Source organism: Streptomyces brasiliensis (assembly GCF_014647875.1).
Classification (GTDB): Bacteria; Actinomycetota; Actinomycetes; order Streptomycetales; family Streptomycetaceae; genus Streptomyces; species Streptomyces brasiliensis.
Map to the genome: position 1 here is coordinate 745,572 of NZ_BMQA01000001.1, position 23,140 is coordinate 768,711.

21 protein-coding genes, 1 tRNA gene and 1 pseudogene are annotated in these 23,140 nt (G+C 70.2%); 10 read left to right on the top strand and 13 right to left on the bottom strand.

The features are described 5' to 3' along the window. The first annotated feature begins 33 nt into the window (after window positions 1–33). Window positions 34–732, top strand: a complete 699-nt coding sequence (locus tag IEZ19_RS03435) for a GntR family transcriptional regulator (protein ID WP_373296894.1) — start codon at window positions 34–36, stop codon at window positions 730–732. A gap of 266 nt (window positions 733–998) precedes the next feature. Here the strand turns inward: IEZ19_RS03435 and IEZ19_RS03440 are convergent. The 3 genes from IEZ19_RS03440 to IEZ19_RS03450 form a co-directional block, all read right to left on the bottom strand. Next, window positions 999–1,072: transfer RNA gene (locus tag IEZ19_RS03440), tRNA-Pro, on the bottom strand. Between the two features lie 187 nt (window positions 1,073–1,259). Further along, window positions 1,260–2,072 (bottom strand): endonuclease/exonuclease/phosphatase family protein, encoded by an 813-nt coding sequence (locus IEZ19_RS03445; protein ID WP_189309430.1) that lies wholly within the window; start codon window positions 2,070–2,072, stop codon window positions 1,260–1,262. Between the two features lie 252 nt (window positions 2,073–2,324). Further along, window positions 2,325–3,764, bottom strand: coding sequence for an MFS transporter (locus IEZ19_RS03450; RefSeq protein WP_189309431.1), 1,440 nt, complete (start codon window positions 3,762–3,764; stop codon window positions 2,325–2,327). A 216-nt stretch (window positions 3,765–3,980) separates the two neighbouring features. On the opposite strand from IEZ19_RS03450, the gene IEZ19_RS03455 reads away from it, so the two are divergent. Beyond that, window positions 3,981–4,562 carry a TetR/AcrR family transcriptional regulator gene (locus IEZ19_RS03455; RefSeq protein WP_189309432.1) on the top strand — a complete coding sequence of 194 codons (582 nt, stop codon included), beginning with the start codon at window positions 3,981–3,983 and terminating at the stop codon, window positions 4,560–4,562. A 338-nt stretch (window positions 4,563–4,900) separates the two neighbouring features. Here the strand turns inward: IEZ19_RS03455 and IEZ19_RS03460 are convergent, their stop codons facing one another. Further along, window positions 4,901–5,941 (bottom strand): LacI family DNA-binding transcriptional regulator, encoded by a 1,041-nt coding sequence (locus IEZ19_RS03460; RefSeq protein ID WP_189309433.1) that lies wholly within the window; start codon window positions 5,939–5,941, stop codon window positions 4,901–4,903. A gap of 121 nt (window positions 5,942–6,062) precedes the next feature. Between IEZ19_RS03460 and IEZ19_RS03465 the strand changes: the two genes are divergently transcribed. Beyond that, the gene (locus tag IEZ19_RS03465) at window positions 6,063–7,223 is read left to right on the top strand and encodes a Gfo/Idh/MocA family protein (protein WP_189309434.1); all 1,161 of its coding nucleotides are present in this window, start codon (window positions 6,063–6,065) and stop codon (window positions 7,221–7,223) included. On the opposite strand, the gene IEZ19_RS03470 is transcribed toward IEZ19_RS03465, so the two are convergent. Continuing rightward, complete coding sequence (locus IEZ19_RS03470) at window positions 7,204–8,235, bottom strand: LacI family DNA-binding transcriptional regulator (RefSeq protein ID WP_189309435.1); 1,032 nt, start codon at window positions 8,233–8,235, stop codon at window positions 7,204–7,206. The two genes, IEZ19_RS03465 and IEZ19_RS03470, sit on opposite strands and share 20 nt — an antisense overlap. Window positions 8,236–8,378: 143 nt before the next feature. Here IEZ19_RS03470 and IEZ19_RS03475 point away from each other — a divergent pair, with 143 nt between their 5' ends. The 3 genes from IEZ19_RS03475 to IEZ19_RS03485 are packed head-to-tail and all read left to right on the top strand — an operon-like array spanning window position 8,379 to window position 11,398. Next, on the top strand, window positions 8,379–9,545 hold the full coding sequence (locus IEZ19_RS03475) for a phytanoyl-CoA dioxygenase family protein (RefSeq protein WP_189309507.1): 1,167 nt from the start codon (window positions 8,379–8,381) through the stop codon (window positions 9,543–9,545). Window positions 9,546–9,560: 15 nt separating this feature from the next. Beyond that, the gene (locus IEZ19_RS03480; protein WP_189309436.1) at window positions 9,561–10,349 is read left to right on the top strand and encodes an SDR family oxidoreductase; all 789 of its coding nucleotides are present in this window, start codon (window positions 9,561–9,563) and stop codon (window positions 10,347–10,349) included. A 44-nt stretch (window positions 10,350–10,393) separates the two neighbouring features. Beyond that, entirely contained in the window at window positions 10,394–11,398 is a 1,005-nt protein-coding gene (locus IEZ19_RS03485; protein WP_189309437.1) for a Gfo/Idh/MocA family protein, read from the top strand. A gap of 200 nt (window positions 11,399–11,598) precedes the next feature. Here the strand turns inward: IEZ19_RS03485 and IEZ19_RS03490 are convergent, their stop codons facing one another. The 6 genes and pseudogenes from IEZ19_RS03490 to IEZ19_RS03515 all read right to left on the bottom strand — a co-directional run bounded on the left by IEZ19_RS03490 (window position 11,599) and on the right by IEZ19_RS03515 (window position 17,215). Further along, a complete protein-coding gene (locus IEZ19_RS03490; protein WP_189309512.1) occupies window positions 11,599–11,811 on the bottom strand; it encodes a hypothetical protein in 213 nt (70 codons plus the stop codon). Between the two features lie 53 nt (window positions 11,812–11,864). Further along, a complete protein-coding gene (locus tag IEZ19_RS03495; RefSeq protein WP_189309438.1) occupies window positions 11,865–13,106 on the bottom strand; it encodes a serine hydrolase domain-containing protein in 1,242 nt (413 codons plus the stop codon). A gap of 184 nt (window positions 13,107–13,290) precedes the next feature. Next, a pseudogene (locus IEZ19_RS03500) lies at window positions 13,291–14,195 on the bottom strand (sugar phosphate isomerase/epimerase family protein). A 2-nt stretch (window positions 14,196–14,197) separates the two neighbouring features. Next, window positions 14,198–15,115 carry an ATP-binding cassette domain-containing protein gene (locus tag IEZ19_RS03505; protein WP_189309439.1) on the bottom strand — a complete coding sequence of 306 codons (918 nt, stop codon included), beginning with the start codon at window positions 15,113–15,115 and terminating at the stop codon, window positions 14,198–14,200. 4 nt (window positions 15,116–15,119) lie between these two features. After that, complete coding sequence (locus IEZ19_RS03510; protein WP_189309440.1) at window positions 15,120–16,196, bottom strand: ABC transporter permease; 1,077 nt, start codon at window positions 16,194–16,196, stop codon at window positions 15,120–15,122. After that, a complete protein-coding gene (locus IEZ19_RS03515; RefSeq protein WP_189309441.1) occupies window positions 16,196–17,215 on the bottom strand; it encodes a sugar ABC transporter substrate-binding protein in 1,020 nt (339 codons plus the stop codon). Before IEZ19_RS03515 ends, IEZ19_RS03510 begins: the two co-directional genes overlap by 1 nt. Window positions 17,216–17,524: 309 nt before the next feature. Here IEZ19_RS03515 and IEZ19_RS03520 point away from each other — a divergent pair, with 309 nt between their 5' ends. The 4 genes from IEZ19_RS03520 (at window position 17,525) to IEZ19_RS03535 (ending at window position 21,754) form a co-directional block, all read left to right on the top strand. Further along, window positions 17,525–18,310, top strand: coding sequence for a GntR family transcriptional regulator (locus tag IEZ19_RS03520; protein WP_189309442.1), 786 nt, complete (start codon window positions 17,525–17,527; stop codon window positions 18,308–18,310). 257 nt (window positions 18,311–18,567) lie between these two features. Further along, the gene (locus IEZ19_RS03525) at window positions 18,568–19,881 is read left to right on the top strand and encodes an ABC transporter substrate-binding protein (protein ID WP_189309443.1); all 1,314 of its coding nucleotides are present in this window, start codon (window positions 18,568–18,570) and stop codon (window positions 19,879–19,881) included. An 8-nt stretch (window positions 19,882–19,889) separates the two neighbouring features. Beyond that, a complete protein-coding gene (locus IEZ19_RS03530; protein WP_189309444.1) occupies window positions 19,890–20,873 on the top strand; it encodes a carbohydrate ABC transporter permease in 984 nt (327 codons plus the stop codon). Continuing rightward, window positions 20,870–21,754 (top strand): carbohydrate ABC transporter permease, encoded by an 885-nt coding sequence (locus IEZ19_RS03535; protein ID WP_189309445.1) that lies wholly within the window; start codon window positions 20,870–20,872, stop codon window positions 21,752–21,754. Before IEZ19_RS03530 ends, IEZ19_RS03535 begins: the two co-directional genes overlap by 4 nt. Window positions 21,755–21,824: 70 nt before the next feature. Here IEZ19_RS03535 and IEZ19_RS03540 read toward each other — a convergent pair whose 3' ends face one another. Together IEZ19_RS03540 and IEZ19_RS03545 are read right to left on the bottom strand one after the other, a co-directional pair. Beyond that, complete coding sequence (locus tag IEZ19_RS03540; RefSeq protein ID WP_189309446.1) at window positions 21,825–22,490, bottom strand: NUDIX domain-containing protein; 666 nt, start codon at window positions 22,488–22,490, stop codon at window positions 21,825–21,827. A 103-nt stretch (window positions 22,491–22,593) separates the two neighbouring features. Next, on the bottom strand, window positions 22,594–23,031 hold the full coding sequence (locus IEZ19_RS03545; RefSeq protein WP_189309447.1) for a cupin domain-containing protein: 438 nt from the start codon (window positions 23,029–23,031) through the stop codon (window positions 22,594–22,596). Window positions 23,032–23,140: the final 109 nt, after the last annotated feature.

Here is a 23,140-nt window from a genome sequence, read left to right on the forward strand (position 1 = left end):
TCCGACCAGGCTCTTCCGAGGCTCTAGACTTCAATGATGCGTGACATGGCACAGCGACCGCAGCAGGCGGACGGCCCCGAGCTCCCCCGGCTCGGCGGTCGGCGGAGCAGTTACCGGGAGCGGGTCGCCGACGCCCTGCGGGCCGCGCTGATCGCGGGCGAACTGCGGCCGGGCGAGGTCTACTCGGCGCCCTCGCTCGCCGCCCGCTTCGGGGTCTCGGCGACGCCGGTGCGCGAGGCGATGCTGGACCTGGTCAAGGAGGGCCTGGTCGACACGGTGCCCAACAAGGGCTTCCGGGTCACCGCGGTCTCCGACGAGCAGCTCGACGAGTACACGCACATCCGCGCGCTCATCGAGATCCCGACCGTCACCGAGCTGGCCCGGACGGCGGACCGGGTCTCGCTGGAGGCGCTGCGCCCGGCCGCCCGGGAGATCGTCACGGCGGCCGTGGCGGGCGACCTCATCGCGTACGTCGAGGCGGACACCCGCTTCCACCTCGGTCTGCTGGCCCTGGCGGGCAACGCGCACCTGGTCGAGGTGGTCGCCGACCTCCGCGGCCGCTCCCGTCTGTACGGTCTCACCACGCTGGTGAAGGCGGGCCGCCTGCTGTCCTCGGCCGAGGAACACCTGGAACTCCTGGACGCTCTCCTCGACCGCGACGAGAGGGCCGTACGCGACATCATGACCCGCCACCTCGGCCACGTCCGCGGCCTGTGGGCGGCGCGGGACTGACACCGCTTCCAGGGTCCTCGCCGCGCATCACGCCACCGACCGGCCCCGTCCTTCCAGCAGGGCGGACCCGAGCGGCGTCGGCGTGTGCAGGACGGCGCCGCCCTGCCGGTGGGGTGCTGAGCAGGCCCGCGTCCCGCAGGACCGTGACGCGGTAGCCGGCGGTGGCGGGGACATGCCCGTGCTGCGGGCCAGTTCCGTGGTCGGTACGGCCGTACGAACGCGACCAGCGGGCCTGCCGGTTCCGGCAGGCCCGCTGGTCGACACCGTCGGGACGACAGGATTTGAACCTGCGACCCCTTGACCCCCAGTCAAGTGCGCTACCAAGCTGCGCCACGTCCCGGTGTGGTGCCACGCGCTGTGTGCCGCGTGATCACGCAGCCCAACCCTACCGCACGCGTACGGATGCCGGTGCCGCGTGCCCTGCGACCGGAGCGCCGGGGCGGTCGGTGCGCCCTGCCGGCGCGAGGAGGTCCACCACACGGCGGATACGGCTGGTCCGGGCCCGGCGCCGCGGACCAGCCGTCAGGTCAGTTCCGTATCCCGGCCCGGACGACGAGCGCGTCGTGGTCCGTGTAGGTCGTCGGCTCGATCTCCAGCGTCGGCGCCGCGAGGTTCCCGTAGACGTGCTGGATGCCGGGAGCCTGCGTGGCGGCCGCATCGGTCAGCGTCCAGAAGTTCGCGGGCGCGCACGAGGCGTGCCGGTTGACATCACCGGCGAACAGGGTCGGCCGGTGCCGGGAGGCGAGCACCTGGGCCAGCTCGGCGCACTGGACGGAGTTGGTGGTGCCGGGGGCCTCGCCGTCGGTGGAGAGGTGGCTGGTGCACACGTCCAGCCCGCGGGCGGTCGTCACGCAGATCCAGCGTCGCTGCTCCACTCCGCTGAACACGGAGTACGAGGCGTCCTCGGAGGCGCGGATCGCCTCCTTGGTCAGCACGGCGTTCCCGAACTCGCCGCGCCCGTCGGGCGACTTGCACGGCAGCGGGGCGCCGCGGTAGATCACCGTGGCGAAGCGGTAGTGGTAGCCGGTGCGCGCGGCGACGTCGGCCACGTCCCCGCTGCACGCCTCGTTGAGGGTGACCGCGTTGACGTCGTCGGCCTGGATGCGGTCCACGACCTCGTCGACGATCTTCGGGTACTCGGTGCCGGCGTAGCAGCCGGCGTATCCGCTGGAGCAGACGTTCATCTGCAGGAGCGAGTAGGGCGGGTGGGCGTCCTGCGACCGTGCCTCGTCGGACCGGGTCGCCGTGGCGGCCACCGCGTTCGGGGACAGCAACAGCCCCGCGGCTCCCAGGCAGACGAGGATCAGCGCACGCAAACGTGTCAGGGGAAGTCGGATCACGGCGCGATTCTGGGGGTGGCTCCGGACGATCCGTAAGAGATCCGGAAACAGTTCACCACCAGCTCATGTGGCCGTCACTGACGCCGACTTGAGCAGCCGCGCAGGGACAATGCCGTACGGCGCGGATCAGAGCGCCTCCCCAGGCGCCGCGCGTCCCGGCCACAGGTACGGCGCACAGGGGAAAGGGTCCCCACGGGCTCTCGTCCGTGCGGACCCTGTGCGCCGTGCCCCGCGTCGTGTTCCGCGCGATCTCTACCGCACGCGTGCGGGTGCCGGTGCCGGTGCCGGTGCCGGGCGCTGCACGACCGGCTCGGTCTGGCGGTCTGTGCGGCGGGCCGGGACCAGGAGGGCTGCGCCGGCCGCGGCGAGCAGGAGCAGCGCCAGCAGCGTGAAACCGTGGGTGTAGCCGGATTCGTGGGGCAGACCGGACGGTTGCAGATGACCGGTGACCAGGACGCTGGTGAGCGCCGCGCCGATGGAGCCGCCGATGGTGCGGATGTTGGCGTTCATGCCGGTCGCCGCGCCGGTCTGCTCGGGCGGGACGCTGCCCACGACGAGGTTGGCCATCGAGGCGAAGGCCAGGCCGATGCCGAGGCCGAACACGCCGGAGACGACGGCGATCTGCCACTGCTCGTCGTGCCAGAGGGCGAGGATGCCGCAGGCGATCGCGCCGAGCGCGGCGCCGGCGGTGAGCTGGGCCTTGGGGCCCATGACGGGGGCGAGACGGCCGCCGAGCACGCCCGAGACGAACATCGCGAGCAGCATGGGCAGCATGAGCAGTCCGGACGCGGTGACGCTGGCCCCGAAGCCGTACCCGGCCGAGCGGGGCGTCTGCACGAACCCCGGCAGGAAGGACCAGATCGCGTACATGCCCGCACCGAACAGCAGGGCCGCGGAGTTGGTGGTCCACACAGCGGGCAGCCGCATCACCCGGAGGTCGATCAGCGGGCTGCGGGAGCGGGCCTCGGCGAACAGCCACAGCGCGAACAGGACCACGGCTGCGGCGAACAGCCCGATCACCTTCGGCGAACCCCAGCCCCACTGCCCCGCCTGGCTGAGCGGCAGGAGCAGCGCCACCAGCCACGCCGAGAGCAGCACGGCGCCGAGCCAACTGACGCTGCCCGCGGCCCTCTTGGGTGACTCGGGCACATAGCGGAAGGCGATCAGCGTGGTCGCGGCGACGATGGCGACCGGGATCCAGAACAGCCAGCGGTAGTCGAGCGCGGACACGATGGGACCGGCGGCCACGATGCCGACACCACCGCCGGCCGCGATCACGGCGGACAGGTTGCTGATGCTGCCGCTGACCCGGGCCGGCACGAACTCGTCCCGGATGATGCCGAAGGACAGCGGGAACAGGGCGCCGCCGACGCCCTGGACGATCCGGGCGACGATCAGCACGCCGATGCTGGGCGCGAGCGCCGCGACGAGACAACCGGCGAGCACGGCCAGGAGGACGGCGACGAGGGTGCGCTTCTTGCCGACCAGGTCGCCGACCCGGCCGAGTATGGGGGTGAAGACCGAGGCGGACAGCAGATACGCCGTCATCACCCAGGTCGCGGTGGACTGCGAGGTGTGCAGCGCGTGCTGGACGGTCGGCAGGGCCGGCGCGATCAGCGACTGCAGCATGGAGAACACGCCCGCACCGGTCGCGAGGACCGCGAAGGTGAGGCGGGTGGACTTGCGGGGCATGAAGAAGCCTCTCCGAAGACGAACGCGGAGGGTGGGTGTCGTGGGGGGGCGAGCGGTGCGATCGGCGCAGGCCCGTGGCGTACGGGTACGGGGGCGTCGCGGCACAGACACGTCTGCCCAGGGCGAAGCCACCCCGTACTGCTAAAGTGGAGGTACCCCTCCACTGTAGCGGAGGCATACCTCCGCTTCAACCGAGCCGCTCCCCGGGAGGCACCAGTGACGGCCACGCCGTTCCCCGTCAGCGAGATCGTCGCGTCCCAGCGGCCGCACCGTAAGGACGCCGCCCGCAACTACGACGCCCTGCTCGCGGCCGCGCGCGAGGCGTTCGCGGAGAAGGGCGCCGAGGCCTCCCTGGAGGACATCGCGCGCCGCGCGGGCGTCGGCATCGGCACGCTGTACCGGAACTTCCCCACTCGCCGCGACCTCTTCGAGAGCGTCTACGCGAGCGAGGTGAACGCCCTGTGCCGGGTCGCCGAGGACGTCGCCGACCTGCCGCCGTGGCAGGCTCTGACGGCCTGGCTCGAGCGGTTCACGGGGTACATGGTCACCAAGCGGGCCGTGCGCGAGGCCCTGAACGACGAGTCGGAGATCTTCCAGGCCTGCCGCGAGTCGATGTACTCCTCGGGGGGCCCGCTGCTGGAGCGGGCGCAGCGCGCGGGAGAGGCCCGGACCGACATGACGTTCAGCGATCTGCTGCGGATGGTCGCCGGGGTCACGGCGACGTCCTTCGACGACGACGCCCAGCGCGACCGTGTCCTGGCCATCGCCCTCGACGGCGTGCGCGCAGCCGCCCGCTGAGCGCGGCACACGTCGCCGCGCGGGTTCCGGTTCCAGGTCGAAGCGGGCCCGCCGGGGTGCCGGGAGAGCGTCGTAGCGACGGTCGGCAGCGGCGCTGTGCCCGTGCATGGTGAGCGCAGCGACCATCGAGCTGGTCAGGACGGCACCGTAGACGCCGCCGAACAGGACGGCCTCACGGGTGGCGTCGTGCCGGTCCGGCCCGGGTGCGGCCGCCGTGACGTCGGGCATGCCCTCAACGATCACCCGCACTCGGTGCCGACGCCACTTCGCGCGGCCCGGCGGTCGAGGTGTTCGCGGTGCTCAACGGCTCGGCGAGACGCTGTGCGGGGCGCGGGCGATCAGCCCGTGAGGTCCGGGGGCGCCGCCGTGGTGCCCCTCACCTCCAGCGTCGGTACGGCCAGTTGGGTCCGCGTCGCTGTCCCGGGCCGCTCGAAGCGGTCGAGGAGGCAGCGTGCGGCGCGCCGGCCGATCTCGTGCGGGGCGGTGTCGACCGTCGTGAGCCAGACGTGCCGCAGCCGGGCGATGCTCGTGTTGTCGTAGCCGGTCACCGAGAGGTCGCGCGGAACGCGGAGCCCCAGTTCCTCGGCCGCCGACAGCGCGCCGACCGAGGAGATGTCGTTGACCGCGAACACGGCGGTGGGCCGGTCGGGGCGGCTCAGGAGCCGGACGGTGGTGCGGTAGCCGCCCTCCTCCGTCATGTCGCCGGCCTCGACGAGCGCCTCGGCCCCGTGTGCCCGCATCGTCGCCTCGAAGCTGCGCCGGCGCAGCTCGCCGACGGCGCCGTATCCCGCGATGTGTGCGATCCGGCGGTGGCCGAGCCCGAGCAGGTGCTCGGTGACCTGGCGGGCCCCGGCCTCGTCGTCGCCCGCCACGACGTCCACGCCGGGCAGTTCCGGTTCGCGGGCGCCCGCGACGACGACCGGGATCCGCTCGGCGACCGTACCCAGCACGCCCAGGTCGGGCAGGGTGCCGACCACCACCAGGCCGTCCACCCCGAAGTCCAGGAACGGTCCGGTGAGGTCGTGGCCGGCACGGCGGTTGAGGCGCGCGTCGGCGAGCAGCATGTGCAGGCCGTTGTCGTGCAGCAGCGAGTTCAGGCCGTCGAGCAGGTCCACGTACCAGGGGTTGCGCAGGTCGTTGAGGAGGACGCCGACCATGGGGGTCCCCCCGCGCGAACGGAGCCGGGAGTGGGGGAGCGTGCGCTGCTCGCTCAGGCTGCGCGCGGCGGCGTTCGGCCGGTAGCCCAGTTCCCGTACGGCCCGCAGTACGGCGTCACGCTTCTCCTGCCGCACCTGCCCGGAGCCGCGCAGCACCAGCGAGACCAGCGACTTGGAGACTCCGGCCCGGTCGGCCACGTCGCGGATCGTCGGCGGTTTCATGGCTTGGACCGTTCCACGCGGTCGGCGGCATGTCAAAGGGTGGGTACAGGGCTTGACATGGGAACACCTGCCTCACATGGTGACCTGGACAGGTCGTGGAACGGTCCAAAGAGGGGCTGGCATGGTGGAAGCGCTCGGTGTCGCCGTCGTCGGGTTCGGCTGGATGGGCCGGGTGCACACCCAGGCGTACGCCCGTCTCCCGCACCACTATCCGCGGCTCCCGCTGCGGCCGCGCCTGGTCACGGTCGCCGAGGAGGTGCCCGGCCGGGCCGAGGAGGCGGCCGCGCAGTTCGGGTTCGCCCGGGCGGTCCGTGACTGGCGCGAGGTGGCCGCGGACCCGCGTGTCCAGGCGGTGAGCATCACGGCTCCGAACTTCCTGCACCGCGAGATCGGTGTGGCGATGGCGGAGGCCGGCAAGCACATCTGGATCGAGAAGCCGGTGGGCCTGAGCGCCGACGACGCCCGCGCGGTCGCGGACGCCGTCGCCAAGGCGGGCGTCCAGGGCACGGTCGGCTTCAACTACCGGAACGCGCCTGCCGTGGAGACCGCCCGCGAACTGATCGCCTCCGGTGAGATCGGCGCGGTCACCCATGTCCGCATCCGGCTGTTCAGCGACTACGCGGCCCATCCCGACGGCGCCCTGACCTGGCGGTACGAGCGCGAGCGGGGCGGCAGCGGGGTGCTCGGGGACCTGGCCTCGCACGGCGCCGACCTGGCCCGTTTCCTGCTCGGCGACATCACGTCCCTGACCGCCGACACCGCGGTCTTCGTGCCCGAGCGGGCCCGGCCGACCGGCGCCACCGCGGGCCACGCGCTCGCCTCCGGCGGCGAGCCCGGCCCGGTCGAGAACGAGGACTACGTGAACTGCCTGCTGCGGTTCGCCTCCGGTGCCCGCGGTGTCCTGGAAGCCTGCAGGGTCTCGGTCGGCGAGCAGAACAACTACGGCTTCGAGGTGCACGGCACCAAGGGCGCGGTGTTCTGGGACTTCCGCCGGATGAACGAGCTGGCGGTGAGCCGTGGCACGACGTATCAGAACCAGCCCGTCAGCACGGTGTACGCCGGCCCGGGGGACGGCGAGTTCGGCGCCTTCCAGCCGGGCGCGGCGAACGCCATGGGCTACGACGACCTGAAGGTGATCGAGGCGTACCGGTTCCTGCGCTCGATCGCCGAGGGCACGCCGTACGGCGCCACGCTCGCGGACGCGGTGCACAGCGCCGCCGTCCTGGACGCGACGGCGCGGTCCGCGGAGAGCGGCGCGTGGGTCAACGTAGCGGTGTCATAGGCATGTTGTACGGGGTGACCACCTGGATCGCGGACGGCACGGCAGGCCCCGCGGGCGGCAGGGCGCCGTGGGCGCGCATCACCAGGTGGCAGGCCTCGCGCATGTCGTGGCGCAGGTCGTGGTGGAGCACGACGGACAGCCGGTGCTCGCGCAGCAGACGGGTGTTGTCGTGGTCGAGGTCGTGGGCGACGAACACGGCGCACTCGCGCCCGAGGTCCGCGAAGGCCTTCAGCGTCGCGATGTTGCCGCCGCCGATCGAGTAGACGGCGCGGATCTCCGGGTCGCGTTCCAGGGCGGCCCGGACGAGGTCGTACTGAGTGGCGTCCAGTCCCTGCCCTTCGGCGATCTCGACGAGGGTGCGCTGGGGGTGCAGGGTCCGCAGCGCGCTGCGGAAGCCCATCTCGCGCTCCTCCTCGTTGCGGAAGAAGCCGCTGCTGAGGCTGGTCAGGATGTTGCCGGGCCGGTCGCCGAGCCACTGGCCCATGAGGTAGGCGGCGGTGGCGCCGGCGGCCCGGTTGTCGATGCCGACATAGGCGAGCCGGCCGCTGGCGGGCAGGTCGGTGACCAGGGTGACGACGGGTATGCCGGCGGCGGTGAGGCGGCCGACGGCGGCGGTCACCTCGGGGACGTCCGGAGCCTTGAGGATCACACCCTGCGAGCCCCGGCGGGCTATCCGGTCCAGGGTCCTGACCTGCTCGGCCACCGGTCCGGTCTCCCGGAAGTGGAAGCGGGAGCGCAGCACGGCCGGGTGCAGCGACGGGAGTTCGGTCTCCAGGGCGGCCCGTACGGCGCTACTGAACCGCTCGGGCGACTGCATCACGATGTCCACCATGAAGGTGCGGCCGACGAGACGGACCTGGGTGCGCTGGCGGTCCAGGTCGGCGATGGCCCGTTGCACCTCCTGCGCGGTGCTGACGCGCACTCCTCCCCTGCCGTTGAGCACGCGGTCCACGGTGGCCTCGCTCAGACCGGCCTGACGTGCGATCTCCCGGATCGGGAAGGGGTGGCCCATGGGACGGGACTCCTCGGCTGCTTGAGGGGTTTTTGATGGCTTCCTGCTGGTTGTTCGAGGGGTTTGTAATGACAAGAATGACAGCACCACGTCACCTCCGTGACCGGAAGTACGTCACCTCCGTGACCGAAAGCAGGACGCCGATGTCCCTCACCACCGCACAGGGCCGTGCCTGGCTGACCGAGCAGGACTGCGACCTGGACACGTTCCGGACCCTGGTCGGGCGGACCACGCACCTCGCCGACCACCCGCACGCCGTGTCGGTGGAGCGGAACGTCCTCCTCTACGACAGCGAGCGGCTCCGGGCGGCCACCGACCGCCGTGCGGTGCAGGCCGAACTGGTCCGCGCACTGACCGACGGCCCCGGCATCGTGGTCTTCCAAGGCGCCTTTCCCGATCCGTCGGTCGTCGACCGCGCCACCGCGGTGTTCGTCGCACTGATCGCCGAGCAGCGGGCCTCGGGAGCCACGGCCGGCGACCACTTCGCCGAGCCGGGCGCGAACGACCGGGTGTGGAACGCGCTGGAGAAGGCGGCGCTGTACGACCCGGAGGCGTTCGCCGACTACTACGCCAACGACATCCTGGCCCTGGTCTCGACTGCCTGGCTCGGCCCCGGCTACCAGATGACCTCGCAGATCAACGTGGTCAACCCGGGCGGTGCCGGCCAGACCGTGCACCGCGACTACCACCTCGGCTTCCTCAGCAACGAGGCCGCCGCCCGCTATCCGGCGCATGTGCACCGCCTCTCCCCCGTGCTCACGCTCCAGGGCGCGGTCGCCCACTGCGACATGCCGGTCGAGTCGGGGCCGACGCTGTACCTGCCGTACTCCCAGCAGTACGAGCCCGGCTATCTGGCCTGGCGACTCCCGGAGTTCCAGGCGTACTTCGAGGCGCACCACGTCCAACTCCCGCTGGCCAAGGGTGACGCGGCCTTCTTCAACCCGGCACTGTTCCACGCGGCCGGCTCGAACCACACCGCGGACGTCCGCCGGATGGCCAACCTGCTCCAGGTGTCGTCCGCGTTCGGGCGCGCCATGGAGACGGTGGACCGGGAGGCGGTGGCGGGCGCGGTCTTCCCGGTGCTGCTGCGGCGCAGAGCCGAGGGCGTGGGCGAGGAGTGGCTGGAGAACGTGATCGCCGCGAGCGCGGAGAGCTATCCGTTCCCCACCAACCTCGACAGCGACCCGCCTGTCGACGGTCTGGCCCCGCCCTCGCAGGCGGACGTCGTACGGCGGGCCCTGCGCGAGGGATGGAGTCCGCGGGCGCTGCGCCACGAACTGCGGGCCGGTGCCGGCCGGCGCGAGACCTGAAGGGGCAGGACATTCATGGGACTTCACGACGGACTCCTCCGGGACAAGATCGTCCTCGTCAACGGCGGCAGCCAGGGCGTGGGCGCGGCGAGCGCACGGGCCGCCGTCCGCGAGGGCGCCGTGGTCGCGGTCACGGGCCGCCGCCCCGAGCCCGGCGAGGCGCTGGTCGCCGAGCTGTCGGCGGCCGGGGGCAAGGCGATGTACGTCCGCGCCGACCTCGCGGACGCCGAGCAGGCCAAGGCGTCCGTCGCCGCGGTGGTCGACGCGTACGGCCGGATCGACTGCCTGGTGAACTCGGCCGGGCTCACCTCCCGCGGCACGCTCCTGGACACCACGCCCGAGCTGTTCGACGCGCACATCGCGGTCAACCTCAAGGGACCGTTCTTCGCGATGCAGGCTGCGGTCGCCGACATGGTGGCACGCAAGGCGCCGGGCACGATCGTCAACATCATCACGTCCTCGGCGCACGGCGGGCAGCCCTTCCTCGCCCCGTACGTCGCCGCCAAGGCCGGGCTGATCGGCCTGACCCGCAACGCCGCGCACGCCCATCGCTGGGACCGGATCCGGATCAACGGCCTGAACATCGGCTGGACGGCGACCGAGGGCGAGGACGCGACACAGCGGGCCTTCCACGGCGCCGGTGACGACTGGCGCGAACAGGCCGCGGTCCGGCTGCCGATGGGCAAGCTCGGCCGACCGGACGAGATCGCCGACTTCGTGGCCCTCCTGCTGTCCGAGCGGTCCGGGGTGGTCACGGGTTCGGTGATCGACTGGGACCAGAACGTGCTCGGCGGCCTGGACTGACCTCCCTTTCGTACGACCTCCGCACCCCAAGGAGCAGCACCCCCATGCGCATCGGAATCCTCGGCCTCGGCCGCATCGGCGCCTTCCACGCCGAGACCCTCTCGGGACTGGACGCCGTCGAGTCCCTCGTCGTCGCCGACCCGTTCACGGACGCGGCCAAGGCCGCCGCCGACCGGTTCGGGGCCGAGGTCGCGGACTCGCCCGAGGCGGTCCTGGCCGCCGGCGTGGACGGCCTCGTCGTGGCGGCCGCGACCGACGCCCACCCGTCCCTGATCCTGGCCGGCGTCGAAGCGGGCGTCCCCGTCTTCTGCGAGAAGCCCGTCGCCCGCACCATGACCGAGGGCGTCGAGGTGCTCAAGGCCGTCGAGGGCAGCGCCGTACCCATCCAGATCGGCTACAACCGCCGCTTCGACGCGGGCTTCGTCGCCGCGCGCGAGGCCGTACGGAGCGGTGAGCTGGGCAAGCTGCACACGGTCCGCTCGACGACGCTGGACCCGGCCCCGCCCCCGGCCGCCTACATCGCCGCGTCCGGCGGGATCTTCCGCGACTGTTCCGTGCACGACTTCGACATCATCCGCTGGGTGACCGGCCGTGAGGTGACCGAGGTGTACGCCGTCGGCGGCAACCGGGGGGCGGACTACATCAGGGAGGCGGGCGACGCCGACACCACCGGCGCGATCCTGACGCTGGACGACGGCACGATCGCGGTGGTCTCCAACAGCCGCCACAACGCCCGGGGTTACGACGTGCGCATGGAGCTGCACGGCTTCCAGGACTCCGTCGCCGTCGGCCTGGACGACAAGCTGCCGCTGCGCTCGGTCGAGCCCGGGGTCACCTTCCCGTCGGGCCCTCCGCACGACTTCTTCATGGACCGCTTCACGGCGGCCTACCGCGCCGAACTCACGGCGTTCACGGAGGTCGTGGCCGGCACCCGACCGTCCCCCTGCACGGTCGCGGACGCCCTGGAGGCGGGCTGGATCGCGGAGGCCTGCACGCTGTCCCTGCACGAGCACCGGCCGGTGACCATCGAGGAGGTGCGCGGGGCCTGAGACGGCTGGGGCCGGAGCCCGTCGACGACGAGGCCGAGGATCCGGTTCGCCCGCGCCTCGCCGTCGCGGGCCGGGTCGATGTGCCACAGGGCGCTGAGCTGCAGGAGTACGTCCTCCGCGTCGACGCCTGTCTTCAGTGAGCCGTCGGTGTCCCCGGCCTCGAGGAGTACGGCGACGGCTGCGCCCCGTTCAGCCGGCCCTCACAGGCAGTAGCGGACCAGCCACTCATGGGAGTCGTAGGCGTCCCGGGCCGGGTCGTGCGGTGTGGCCGGGGTGGTCTCCACCGTGTCCTCCGGGCGTATGCGCTCGGGCAGAGTGGCGAAGCGGGCGTGACGCAGGCTCTCCGCCGTCCGCTCGTCCTTCGCGCTGTCCGCCGTCCGCTCGTCCTTGTGTGTCTGCGTCGTCCGCATCATCCCGGCCTCCCCATCGCGCGCTCCGCGCACGCCCTTGTCTCATCTGAACGTCTTCACCGCGCCGCTGGTTCCGCCGGCAGGTCGAAGACGTTCCCCGGAGAGATGATCTTCGTGACGGCCTCACCGAAGAGGGTGCTCGGCTCGGTGCCCTTGTGGTCGATGTCGGTGTTCAGGACGACGACCAGGGTCGTCTCCGCCGACGGCAGGTAGACGGTCAGGGACTCGTAGCCGGGCAGGGAGCCGTTGTGCCCGATCCAGCCCTGCACGTCGAAGATGCCGAGGCCGTACCCGGCGCCGGGCATGCCGGCCGGCGGTGTGGTCAGCCGCTCCTTCTGCGTGGCGGGGCTGATCAGCCTGTCGCCGTTGGGCAGGATGCCGGTGGCCACTGTGCGCGCCCACGCCCGCAGATCCTCCAGGTCGGAGATCATCGCGCCGGCCGCCCAGGCCCAGGAGGGGTTCCAGTCGGTCGCGTCCTCGACCTTCCCGGTCGCCGTCTGGTCGGTGTAGCCCTGCGCGCGCGGGGCCGGGAACTCGTTGCCGACCGGGAGGAAGGTGTCCGGCATGCCGACCGGGTCGATGACGTTGTGCTTGAGATAGTCACCGAGGTGCCGGCCGCTGGCCTCCTCGACCACCAGGCCCAGCAGGATCAGATTGGTGTTGCAGTAGGAGAACTTCTCGCCGGGCGGGAACAGCACGGGGTGCTTGAACGAGTAGTCGAGCAGTTGCTGCGGGGTGAACGGCCGCTGCGGGTCGGACGTGAGGGCCTTGAAGAAGTCGTCGTCCTCTGTGTAGTTGAACAGCCCGCTGCGCATCCCGGCCAGCTGGCGCAGCGTGATCGAGTCCCCGTTCGGTACGTCGCTGACGTACTTGCCGATCGGGTCGTCCAGGCTCACCGCGCCCTTGTCGACCAGCTCGAGCAGCGCCGTGACCGTGAACGTCTTGGTCTCGCTGCCGATGCGCATGTTCAGGTCCGGGTCCATCGGCCTGCGGGTGGCCTTGTCGGCGACGCCGTACGACTTCACGTACCGCCCCTGCTCGGGCATCCAGATGCCGACGGTCACCCCGGGGACCTTCGCCTCCTTCATCACCCGTCGCACGGTGGCGTCGATCTGGCGCTCCACGGCGGGCGTGAGCTTGCGGACCTCGGCCTTCGAGGGCGAGGGCGGCTCGGTGGCGGTGACGGCGCCGGAGGGAGGTGCCGCGGCCGCGGTCCCGCCCGCGGCCGGCACCACCAGCATCCCCGTCGCCGCGACGACGACGGCCCCCCTGCGCAACCGTGTTGACGTGTGCGACATGGGTTCTCTCCCACATGAGGACACACTGGAACAGGCCCGTGGACGCCGTGGAAGGCGGCGGGCCCGAAGACCTGCTGGCTCGGTTCATCCAGGATAGGAGCGCCCGCACGGGGCCGCCTGTCGAAGCGAGCCCGAGCCCCTCACCGGGCTCGACGCCCGTACCGCACCTCCCCCGACGCGCCCGTCAGACCCCGCAGGACCGCAGGAACCGCCGCGTGCGCTGTGCGATGGGCAGGGGCCTGTCCGGCTCGCACGGGTACATGTCCTGCTCGACGATCGCGAACAGCTCCACGCCCAGCCGCTGCGCCGCGACCAGGACCGGCTCCAACTCCGGTACACCGGATGGCGGTTCGCACATGACTCCGCGCTGGACGGCGGGCCCGAACGGCACCCCGTTCGCCCGCACGTCGGCGAGGATCCCCGGGTCGACCTGCTTGAGGTGCAGATAGCCGATGCGTTCGCCGTACGTCTCGATGAGCTTGACGCTGTCGCCGCCGCAGTAGGCGTAATGCCCGGTGTCCAGGCAGAGGTTGACGAGGTCGGAGTCGGTCGAGTCGAGGAAGCGCTCGACGTGCTCCTCGGTGTCGATGTGCGTGTCCGCGTGCGGGTGCACCACGATGTCCAGGCCGTACGTCTCCCTGACCTCGTGGCCGAGCCGTTCCATGCCCTTGGTGAGGTGGGCTCACTGCGCGCCGGTCAGCTCCGGCGGTTCGAGGATCTCGGCGGTCTTGTCGTCGCGCCAGAACGACGGGATGACGACGAGGTGCTTCGCCCCCATGGCCCGGGTCAGCTCGGCGACCCGGCCGACGTGCTCCCAGGTGGACTCCCAGACGGAGGGGCCGCGGTGCAGCCCGGTGAAGACCGTGCCGGCGGACACCCGCAGCCCGCGCCGGGCGGCCTCCTCCGTGAGACGTGCCGGGTCGGTGGGCAGATAGCCGTACGGGCCCAGCTCGATCCAGGAGTAGCCCGCCTCGGCGACCTCGTCCAGGAAGCGCGCCCAGGGCACCTGCCGCGGGTCGTCGGGGAACCAGACGCCCCAGGAGTCGGGGGCCGAGCCGACCCGGATGCGCGGTCGAGGGCGCTCACCATGGTCAGGAGGTCCCTTCGGACGAGGGCGAGGTCGCCACCGGCGCGGTGAGGTCCTCCGCCTCGGGCAGCTCCTCCACGTCGACACCCCGGACCTGCGCCAACTCATGCTTGAGCGCGGCCAGTTCGGCGCCTCCGGCCATATGGTTGGTCAGCTCCTCGAGGGTGATCTCGGAGCGCGCGGCGCTGAGTTCGAGGGTGCCGAGACGCAGCACGCTGAAGTGGTCGCCGACCATGTAGGCGTGGTGCGGGTTGTGGGTGATGAAGATGACGCCGAGTCCGCGGTCACGGGCGGCGGCGATGTACTTCAGCACCACACCGGACTGCTTGACGCCGAGGGCGGCGGTCGGCTCGTCCAGGATCAGGACACGGGCGCCGAAGTAGACGGCGCGGGCGATGGCCACACACTGGCGCTGGCCGCCGGAGAGCGTGCCGATGGGCTGCTCCAGGTCGTCCAGGACGATGCCCATGTTGCGCAGTTCCTGGTCCGCGGTCTCCTTCATGCGGGCGATGTCCAGGCGGCGGATCGGCCAGGGTCCCTTGGTCATCTCGGAGCCGAGGAAGAAGTTCCGCCACACCGGCATCAGGGGCACGGTGGCCAGGTCCTGGTAGACGGTGGCGATGCCCTTGTCGAGAGCCTCGCGCGGGGTGGTGAAGCGCACCGGCTCGCCGTCGACGAGGACGTCGCCCTCGGTGTGCTGGTGCAGCCCGGAAATGATCTTGATGAGGGTGGACTTGCCGGCGCCGTTGTCGCCGAGCACGCAGGTCACCTGGCTGGGGTGGACCTCGAGGTCGACGCCGTGCAGGGCGCGGATGTTGCCGTAGGACTTGCCGGCGCCGCGCAGTTCGACGATCGGGCCGTTCCTGTCGGGGGCGGTGTCCGGGAGGACGGCGCCGTGGGTTCCGGTTCCGTTGCTTGTCATCGGGTCACCTCCGGGTCGCCGTGCGCTGGACCCACAGATTGATCAGGACGGCGCCGAGCAGCATCACGCCGAGGAAGGCCTTGAACCAGTCGGGGTTCCAACCGGCGTACACGATGCCCTGGTTGACCATGCCGAACATGAAGGCTCCGAAGACCGGGCCGATCGCGGAGCCGTAGCCGCCGGTGAGCAGACAGCCGCCGATGACCGCCGCGGCGATGTAGATCAGCTCCTGGCCGACGCCCTCGCCGGACTGCACGGTGTTGAAGGAGAACAGCTGGTGCATGCCGACGAACCAGGCGCCGAAGCCGACGGTCATGAACAGGGTGATCTTGGTGAAGTTCACCGGGACACCGACCGCGCGGGCGCTGTCCTTGTTGCCGCCGACGGCGAAGATCCAGTTGCCGTACTTGGTGCGCAGCAGAACCCAGGTGGCGATCGCGGCGAAGACCAGCCACCACACGACGGTGATCTTCACCTGGACGCCGCCGACGTCGAACGACGACGCGAAGATCTTCCTCGCCTGGTCGAAGCCGTCCATGTTGCTGATGTCGTCGGTGGCGACGTTGCCGGTGATCAGCTTGGTGACGGCGAGGTTGACGCCCTGCAGGATCAGGAAGGTGCCGAGGGTGACGAGAAAACTGGGCAGCCCGGTCCGGACGACCATCCAGCCGTTGAACGCGCCGATCGCCAACGACACGATCAGGGCGACGATCACACCGGCCCACACGTTCATCGTCAGCTGGTAGCTGAGCATGCTCGCGGTGAGCGCCGAGGTGATCACGGCGACGCCGGAGGACAGGTCGAACTCGCCGCCGATCATCAGCAGGGCCACCGGGAGGGCCATGATGCCGATGGTCGACGACTGGTAGAGCACCGTGGCCATCGAGCCGCCCTGGCGGACCGCGGGTGCCGCGATCAGGAAGAACACGAGGACGGCCACCGCGCCCAGGAAGACGCCCACTTCGGGGCGGGCAAGCAGCCGGAGCACCAGGGGGCGCTCGGCGGTGCGGCCGTCGGTCTCCTTGCGGCCGGGGGCCGGCGGTGTCCCCACCGCCGGCTCAGCCTGTTGGGCCATGCTCATCACCTGGTGCCCTTCGCGGCGAACTGGGCGACGGTGTCGACGTTGGTCTTGTCCACGAAGGCCGGCCCGGTCAGTACCGGCTGCTCACCGCCGCCGCTGTAGTTGCCGTTGTTCTTGTAGAGCCACAGGGAGTCGACCGCCAGGTAGCCCTGCAGATACGGCTGCTGGTCCACCGCGAACTGGATCGTGCCCTTGGAGATCGCGCCGGTCAGGTCCTTGTTGAGGTCGAAGGTGGCGATCTTCGCCTTGCTGCCCGCGTCGGACACCGACTGCACGGCCGTCAGCGCGAAGGGGGCGCCGAGCGTGACGACGTAGTCGATCCCGCTGTCCTGCTTGAGCTTGGCGGTGATCGTCGACTTCACGGACGGCATGTCCGTGCCGTTCACGTACAGGGTCTCGGTCGTGCCGGAGAAGGTCTTCTTGACTCCGTCGCAGCGCTGGGTCAGGCCGATGTTGCCCTGCTCCTGGATGACGCAGACGGCCTTCTTGGAGCCGAGTTCGTTCAGCTTCTTGCCAAGCGCCTCGCCGGCCACTGTCTCGTCCTGGCCGAAGAACTCCATCAGGCCGAGCTTCTGCCAGTCGCTGACACCGGAGTTGAGGCCGACCACGGGTATGTTCGCGGCCTTCGCCTTGCCGACGACGTCCTTCATGGCGTCCGGCTTGGCGAGGGTGATCGCGATGCCGTCCACCTTCTGGTCGACGGCGTTCTGCACCAGGTTGGCCTGGTTGCCGGCGTTCGGGTCGGCGGAGTAGACGAGCTTGATGTTGTCCTTGGCGGCGGCCGCCTCGGCGCCCTTGCGGACGATGTCCCAGAAGGTGTCGCCCGGTGCCTGGTGCGTCACCAGCGCGACCGTCATACGGGGGGTGGTCGCCTTGCCCGCGGAGGCTTTCGAGCCGCCCTCCTCGGACTTCTTTCCGCCGGAGCTGCTCGAGCAGCCGGCGAGGGTCAGTGCTGCCGCGGCGGCGACGGCCACGACGGGGGCCAGTCTGCGGGAACGGGAGTGAGAAGAGCGGTCCATCTTTCCGGCACCTCACTGTGCTACGGGGGAAAGGATGCTGTGTGCTGGGACGCGATCCAAGCCCTTGCGACGCCCGCTGTCAATGCTTTGTTAAGACATCATTTCACAATCAGGTCCGAATGTAAGTACAAACCATTGACAGCGGGCCCCCTGCGGATCTACACCTGAGAGGCGTCGGCCCGTCCGAGGAACAGCTTGGGGGAACAGCCTATGGAGCACCGCACATGACGGAGCCGCGGCGAACCTACGATCTGATCACGATGGACCGCACCAGACCCTGACTCCCAGTCGGTGAAAGGAGGTGCCCCGGTGGCGAGAACCGGTGACCGCGCGCGTGCCGTGCCCGTCTCGGCCCTCGATTCCCTGGACTTCGCGCTGGACCGCACCAGTCCGGTGCCGCTGTACTACCAACTCGCCCGGCAGCTGGAAGCGGCCATCGAGCACGGGACCCTGGCCCCGGGAAACCTCCTGGGCAACGAGATCGACCTGTCCGTACGGCTCGGTCTGTCCCGGCCGACGGTCCGCCAGGCGATCCAATCCCTGGTCGACAAGGGGCTGTTGGTCCGCCGCCGCGGCGTCGGCACCCAGGTGGTGCACAGTCAGGTCAGACGCCCGCTCGAACTCAGCAGCCTGTACGACGACTTGGAGTCGGCGGGACAGGACCCGACCACCCGGGTGCTGCGCAACGAGAGCGTGCCGGCGACCGCCGACGTCGCGGCCGCGCTGGGTGTGCCGGAGGGCGGCGAGATCACGCTCCTGGAGCGGCTGCGCTTCACGCACGGCCGGCCGGTGGCGTTCCTGTGTAACTACCTGCCCGCGACGCTGCTCCAACTCGACACCGAGCGGCTGGAGTCGACGGGTCTGTACCGGATGATGCGCTCGGCCGGCATCACCCTGCACAGCGCCAGGCAGACCGTCGGCGCGCGCTCGGCCACCGCCGAGGAGGCGAGCCGCCTCGACGAGAAGGAAGGCGCCGCCCTGCTGACCATGCAGCGCACGGCGTACGACGACACGGGCCGCCCGGTGGAGTACGGGACGCACATCTACCGGGCCTCCCGGTACGCCTTCGACTTCCAGTTGCTGGTCAGGCCGTAACCGGAGGAAAACGCTCCACCCACCCGCACGGTCCACCCGCCGTGCGGGTTCTCGGGTCGTCGGTTTGTGAACGAAACTCGCCGATGATCGTGTCGATTACGTTTCGGGCAAGAGACGGTCGGGAGCTATTGACGCGTGCGCGGACATGGGGCTGTTATTACGCCACGATGTTCGGTCGAGTTGGTTTCTGATCGGTTTCGACGACCTTTTGGGGGCCATCTCTCCCCTTGGCCGAACCCCTGCCTTCAGGAGCCGCCATGCGCCTGTCCCCCTCCGGTCTCTCCGTCCCGGATCCCAGCCGCCGATCCCTGCTCCGAGGAGCCGGCAGTGCGGCCCTTCTCGCCGGTGCCGGCATACCCCTGCTGAGCGCCTGCGGCGGCAGCGGCTCGTCCTCCGACCCGAAGACGGTCTCCCTGGGCTCCAACGCCTCGGACGCGGTGCCGAAGAAGGCGTTCGCGGAGATCTACGCGTCCTTCAAGAAGCAGTCCGGCATCACGGTCGATGTGAACACGAAGGACCACAACACTTTCCAGGAGCAGATCAACTCCTACCTCCAGGGCACGCCGGACGACGTGTTCACCTGGTTCGCCGGCTACCGCATGCAGTTCTTCGCGGCGAAGAAGCTGGCCACCCCGATCGACGACGTGTGGCAGACGATCGGGGACAACTTCCCCGACGCGATGAAGCAGCTCAGCAAGGGCGAGGACGGCAAGTACTACTTCGTTCCGCTGTACACGTACCCGTGGGCGGTCTTCTACCGCAAGAGCGTGTTCCAGCAGCACGGCTACGAAATCCCCACCACCTGGGACGCGTTGGTCGCCCTGTGCAAGCAGATGAAGAAGGACGGCCTGGTGCCGATCGCCTTCGGCGACAAGGACGCCTGGCCCGCGATGGGCACCTTCGACCAGATCAACTTCCGGCTCAACGGCTACGACTTCCACGTCGAGTTGATGGCGGGCAAGGCCTCCTGGACCGACGCCAAGGTCAAGGCCGTCTTCGACCACTGGACCGAGATCCTCCCCTACCACCAGGACGGCGCCGTCGGCCGCACCTGGCAGGACGCCGCTCAGACGCTGGTGTCGAAGAAGGCCGGCATGTATCTGCTGGGCTCCTTCGTGGGACAGCAGTTCACGAACAAGGCCGACCTGGACGACCTTGACTTCTTCGCCTTCCCGGAGATCAACCCCGCCTACGGCCAGGAGACCGTCGAGGCGCCGACCGACGGGTTCATGTTGAGCAAGGCCCCGAAGAACAAGTCGGCCGCCGCGAAGCTGCTGGAGTACCTGGGCACCCCGGAGGCCGAGGCGGTGTACCTCAAGGCCGACTCCAGCGTGGTCGCCGCCTCCAGCAAGGCCGACACCTCCACGTACACCGCGCTGCAGAAGAAGGCGTACACGATGATCAGTGGCGCCAAGAACCTCACCCAGTTCATGGACCGCGACAGCCGCCCGGACTTCACCTCCACGGTGATGCAGCCCGCGCTGCAGAAGTTCGTCCGTGACCCCAAGGGGATCGACAGCCAACTGACGTCCATCGAGCGCCAGAAGAAGACGATCTTCGCATCCTCGTGAGCGGCGGAATGAGCACCGACACCACCACAACGACCCCGGGGGCGGCCGCCGTGCCGCCTCCGGGCGCGGCGTCCGACGACAACAAGCGGGCCACGCAGAGCCATCGGCGTCTGCTGACCCGCCGCGACCGGATCACGCTCGCCGTCATGGCGGGCGTGCCGACGATCCTGCACGTGGCCCTCGTCTGGGTCACCGCCCTCGCCTCGATCGCGCTGGCCTTCACCACCTGGGACGGCATCGGCTTCGACTCGATCAAATGGGTGGGCCTGGAGAACTTCAAGGAGCTGTTCACCAACAACCCGCAGTTCTGGCCCGCCGTCCAGCACAACGTCATCTGGTTCGTCGTCCTGATCCTCCTGCCCACACCGTTCGGCCTGTTCCTCGCCGTGCAGCTGGACAAGCGGATCCGGTTCAGCCGGGTCTACCAGACGGCCCTGTTCCTGCCGGTGGTGATGTCGCTGGCGGTCATCGGCTTCGTGTGGCAGCTCATCTACAACCCCGACACGGGCCTGATCAACAGCGTCATCGGGGCCAACAAACCCGGCCACTACATCGACTGGATCGGCGACCCGAACCTCAACCTCTGGGCGATCCTCATCGCCGCGTCCTGGCGGCACACCGGCTACATGATGATCCTGTACCTGGCCGGCCTGAAGAGCGTCGACCCGTCGCTGCGGGAGGCCGCGGCGCTGGACGGCGCCAACGAGTGGCAGACGTTCAAGAGCGTCATCTTCCCGACGCTGCGCCCGACCAACACGGTCGTCCTGGTCGTCACCATCATCGAGGCCCTGCGCGCCTTCGACCTGGTCTTCGTCTTCAACAAGGGCGCCCAGGGCACCGAATTGCTGTCGATCCTGGTGACCAACAACATCATCGGCGAGTCGAGCCGCATCGGATACGGCTCGGCGATCGCGGTGGTCCTGCTGGTCATCTCGCTCGCCGTGATCATCCCCTATCTGGTGGCCACCTTCCGGAAGGAGCGGCGCGCGTGAGCACCACCGTCGCCCTCAAGAGGCGCACCCCCGTCCGCCCGGCCAGGGTCCTCCTGCACGTCTTCCTCGCCGGTACGGCCCTGGCCTGGCTCGCCCCGCTGCTGTGGGCGGTCTACGCGGCGCTGCGCCCGTACGGCGAGACCAGCGACAAGGGCTATGTGTCCTGGCCGGACAAGCTGAACCTGGACAACTTCAAGAACGCGTTCGAGCAGTCGGACATGCTGCACTACTTCGGCAACACGTTGCTGATCGCCGTGCCGGCCGTGCTGCTGACGCTGTTCCTGTCCTCCTGTGTCGCCTTCTACGTCAGCCGTTTCGACTTCCGGCTCAACCTGTCGCTCCTGCTCGTCTTCACGGCGGGCAACCTGCTGCCGCAGCAGGTCATCATCACTCCCCTGTACCGGATGTACCTCCTGATCGACCTGCCGGGCATCACGGTCAGCGGCAAGCTGTACGACTCCGCGCTCGGCCTGGTCCTCATCCACGTGGCGTTCCAGTCGGGGTTCTGCGCGTTCGTACTGAGCAACTACATGCGGTCGCTGCCGCACGAACTGACCGAGGCCGCGCTGGTGGACGGGGCCTCGGTGTGGCGGCTGTACTGGCAGATCACCCTGCCGCTGTGCAAGCCCGCGATGGCGGCCCTGGCTACCCTGCTGTCGATCTGGATCTACAACGACTTCTTCTGGGCCATCGTGCTGATCTCGACCGGCGAGAACATGCCGATCACCTCGGCCCTGAACAACCTCTCCGGCCAGTACTTCACTGACCCGAACCTGGTCGCGGCCGGCGCCCTGCTCACCGCGGTCCCGACGCTGATCGTGTACTTCCTGCTCCAGCGCCAGTTCGTCAGCGGACTCACCCTGGGCTCCAACAAGGGCTGATGGTACGGCGGGCGGGGCACTCGGTGACCGGCGCCCCGCCTGACCGCCGTCCGCTCGAAGCAGCTTCTCCTCAAGGGCGTGCGAACGGCCCCTCCAGAGCGGCCCATTGAAGCAGCATGATGGTCTTGGCGTCGGCGATCTCCCCGGTGCGGATCATCTCCAGGGCGCGGCGGAAGGGCAGTTCGAGGATCTCGATGTCCTCGCCCTCCTCGTCCAGCCCCCCGCCCTCGTGGGTGCGGGTGGCCGGGCCGTAGGCAGCGGCGTAGAAGCTGACGCGCTCGGTCACCGAGCCCGGACTCATGTAGACGTCGAAGACATGCTGGACGTCGCCGACGGTGTGCCCGGTCTCCTCCACGGCCTCGCGCCGCACGGCGATCTCCGGGTGCTCGTCTTCGTCGTCCAGCACTCCGCCCGGGGTCTCGATCAGCATGCCGTCGGGGTGGCCGTTGACGTACACCGGGAAGCGGAACTGCCGGGTGAGCAGGACGGTTTCGCGCTCGGCGTCGTAGAGCAGGAGCGTGGCGCCGTTGCCCCGGTCGTGCGTCTCGCGCTGCTGGGTGCTCCAGGTCCCGTCGGCGCGCCGGAGGTCGAAGGTGGTGGCGCGCTCCACGTACCAGTGGCTGGACAACAGCCGCACGTCCCGGACCCTGACCCGCGGATTGCGGCGGAGGTCCAGCCCGGTCCTGTCGAGTCCGGTACGGCCCCGGCGGTCCGGGGTGTCGATCCCGGCGGTCATCGGACACCGGCCGCGGTGGTGGTGTCGTACGAGGTGCTCATGGTCACCTCTCTACCACCCCGGAGCCCGCACTTCGCTTCGTGCCCGCCGACCGAGCGGCGCGTCACGGCATCTCGAAGTCCCGCATGTCGAATCCGGGTGCGACGACGCAGGTCACGAGCACCGGCTGGTCGCCGGCGGGTTCGGCGGTCTGCCACACACCGCCCGGGACGACGAACTGCGGTGTCTCGCCGTGTTCGACGCCGGCGCCCAGCACCACGGGTCGGGCGGCCGCCTCGTCGGGAGCGGCGCCGTCCCCGCCCAGCCGGATCCGCAGCGGCCCGCCCCGGTGCCACAGCCACAGCTCGTCGGAGCGGACCCGGTGCCAGCGTGACACCTCGCCCGGGTGCAGCAGGAAGTAGATCCCGGTGGCGAAGGCGCGCGTACCGTCGTACGAACCGGGCTGCGCCTCGGCGGCCGTCTTCCAGGTCTCCCTGAACCAGCCGCCCTCGATGTGCGGACGCAGGCCCAGGCGGGAGACGAGCTCCGAGACGTCGGCCATGCTCAGATCCTTTCCGCAAGCGCGCGACGGGGCGCTCTTCGACGTGCGCGCCCAGGGTACTCGGGCGACGGGCGCGTCCGGCCACGGCGGGGTAAGGCAGCGTGGCCGG

What these genes read in the sequence shown, in the direction of transcription:
- IEZ19_RS03435 (WP_373296894.1), top strand. Translation starts at nt 34, where the DNA reads ATGATGCGTGACATGGCACAGCGACCGCAGCAGGCGGACGGCCCCGAG.
- IEZ19_RS03450 (WP_189309431.1), bottom strand. Translation starts at nt 3,764, where the DNA reads ATGCCCCGCAAGTCCACCCGCCTCACCTTCGCGGTCCTCGCGACCGGT.
- IEZ19_RS03460 (WP_189309433.1), bottom strand. Translation starts at nt 5,941, where the DNA reads ATGAAACCGCCGACGATCCGCGACGTGGCCGACCGGGCCGGAGTCTCC.
- IEZ19_RS03465 (WP_189309434.1), top strand. Translation starts at nt 6,063, where the DNA reads ATGGTGGAAGCGCTCGGTGTCGCCGTCGTCGGGTTCGGCTGGATGGGC.
- IEZ19_RS03470 (WP_189309435.1), bottom strand. Translation starts at nt 8,235, where the DNA reads ATGGGCCACCCCTTCCCGATCCGGGAGATCGCACGTCAGGCCGGTCTG.
- IEZ19_RS03475 (WP_189309507.1), top strand. Translation starts at nt 8,379, where the DNA reads ATGTCCCTCACCACCGCACAGGGCCGTGCCTGGCTGACCGAGCAGGAC.
- IEZ19_RS03480 (WP_189309436.1), top strand. Translation starts at nt 9,561, where the DNA reads ATGGGACTTCACGACGGACTCCTCCGGGACAAGATCGTCCTCGTCAAC.
- IEZ19_RS03485 (WP_189309437.1), top strand. Translation starts at nt 10,394, where the DNA reads ATGCGCATCGGAATCCTCGGCCTCGGCCGCATCGGCGCCTTCCACGCC.
- IEZ19_RS03490 (WP_189309512.1), bottom strand. Translation starts at nt 11,811, where the DNA reads ATGATGCGGACGACGCAGACACACAAGGACGAGCGGACGGCGGACAGC.
- IEZ19_RS03495 (WP_189309438.1), bottom strand. Translation starts at nt 13,106, where the DNA reads ATGTCGCACACGTCAACACGGTTGCGCAGGGGGGCCGTCGTCGTCGCG.
- IEZ19_RS03505 (WP_189309439.1), bottom strand. Translation starts at nt 15,115, where the DNA reads ATGACAAGCAACGGAACCGGAACCCACGGCGCCGTCCTCCCGGACACC.
- IEZ19_RS03510 (WP_189309440.1), bottom strand. Translation starts at nt 16,196, where the DNA reads ATGAGCATGGCCCAACAGGCTGAGCCGGCGGTGGGGACACCGCCGGCC.
- IEZ19_RS03515 (WP_189309441.1), bottom strand. Translation starts at nt 17,215, where the DNA reads ATGGACCGCTCTTCTCACTCCCGTTCCCGCAGACTGGCCCCCGTCGTG.
- IEZ19_RS03525 (WP_189309443.1), top strand. Translation starts at nt 18,568, where the DNA reads ATGCGCCTGTCCCCCTCCGGTCTCTCCGTCCCGGATCCCAGCCGCCGA.
- IEZ19_RS03530 (WP_189309444.1), top strand. Translation starts at nt 19,890, where the DNA reads ATGAGCACCGACACCACCACAACGACCCCGGGGGCGGCCGCCGTGCCG.
- IEZ19_RS03540 (WP_189309446.1), bottom strand. Translation starts at nt 22,490, where the DNA reads ATGACCGCCGGGATCGACACCCCGGACCGCCGGGGCCGTACCGGACTC.
- IEZ19_RS03545 (WP_189309447.1), bottom strand. Translation starts at nt 23,031, where the DNA reads ATGGCCGACGTCTCGGAGCTCGTCTCCCGCCTGGGCCTGCGTCCGCAC.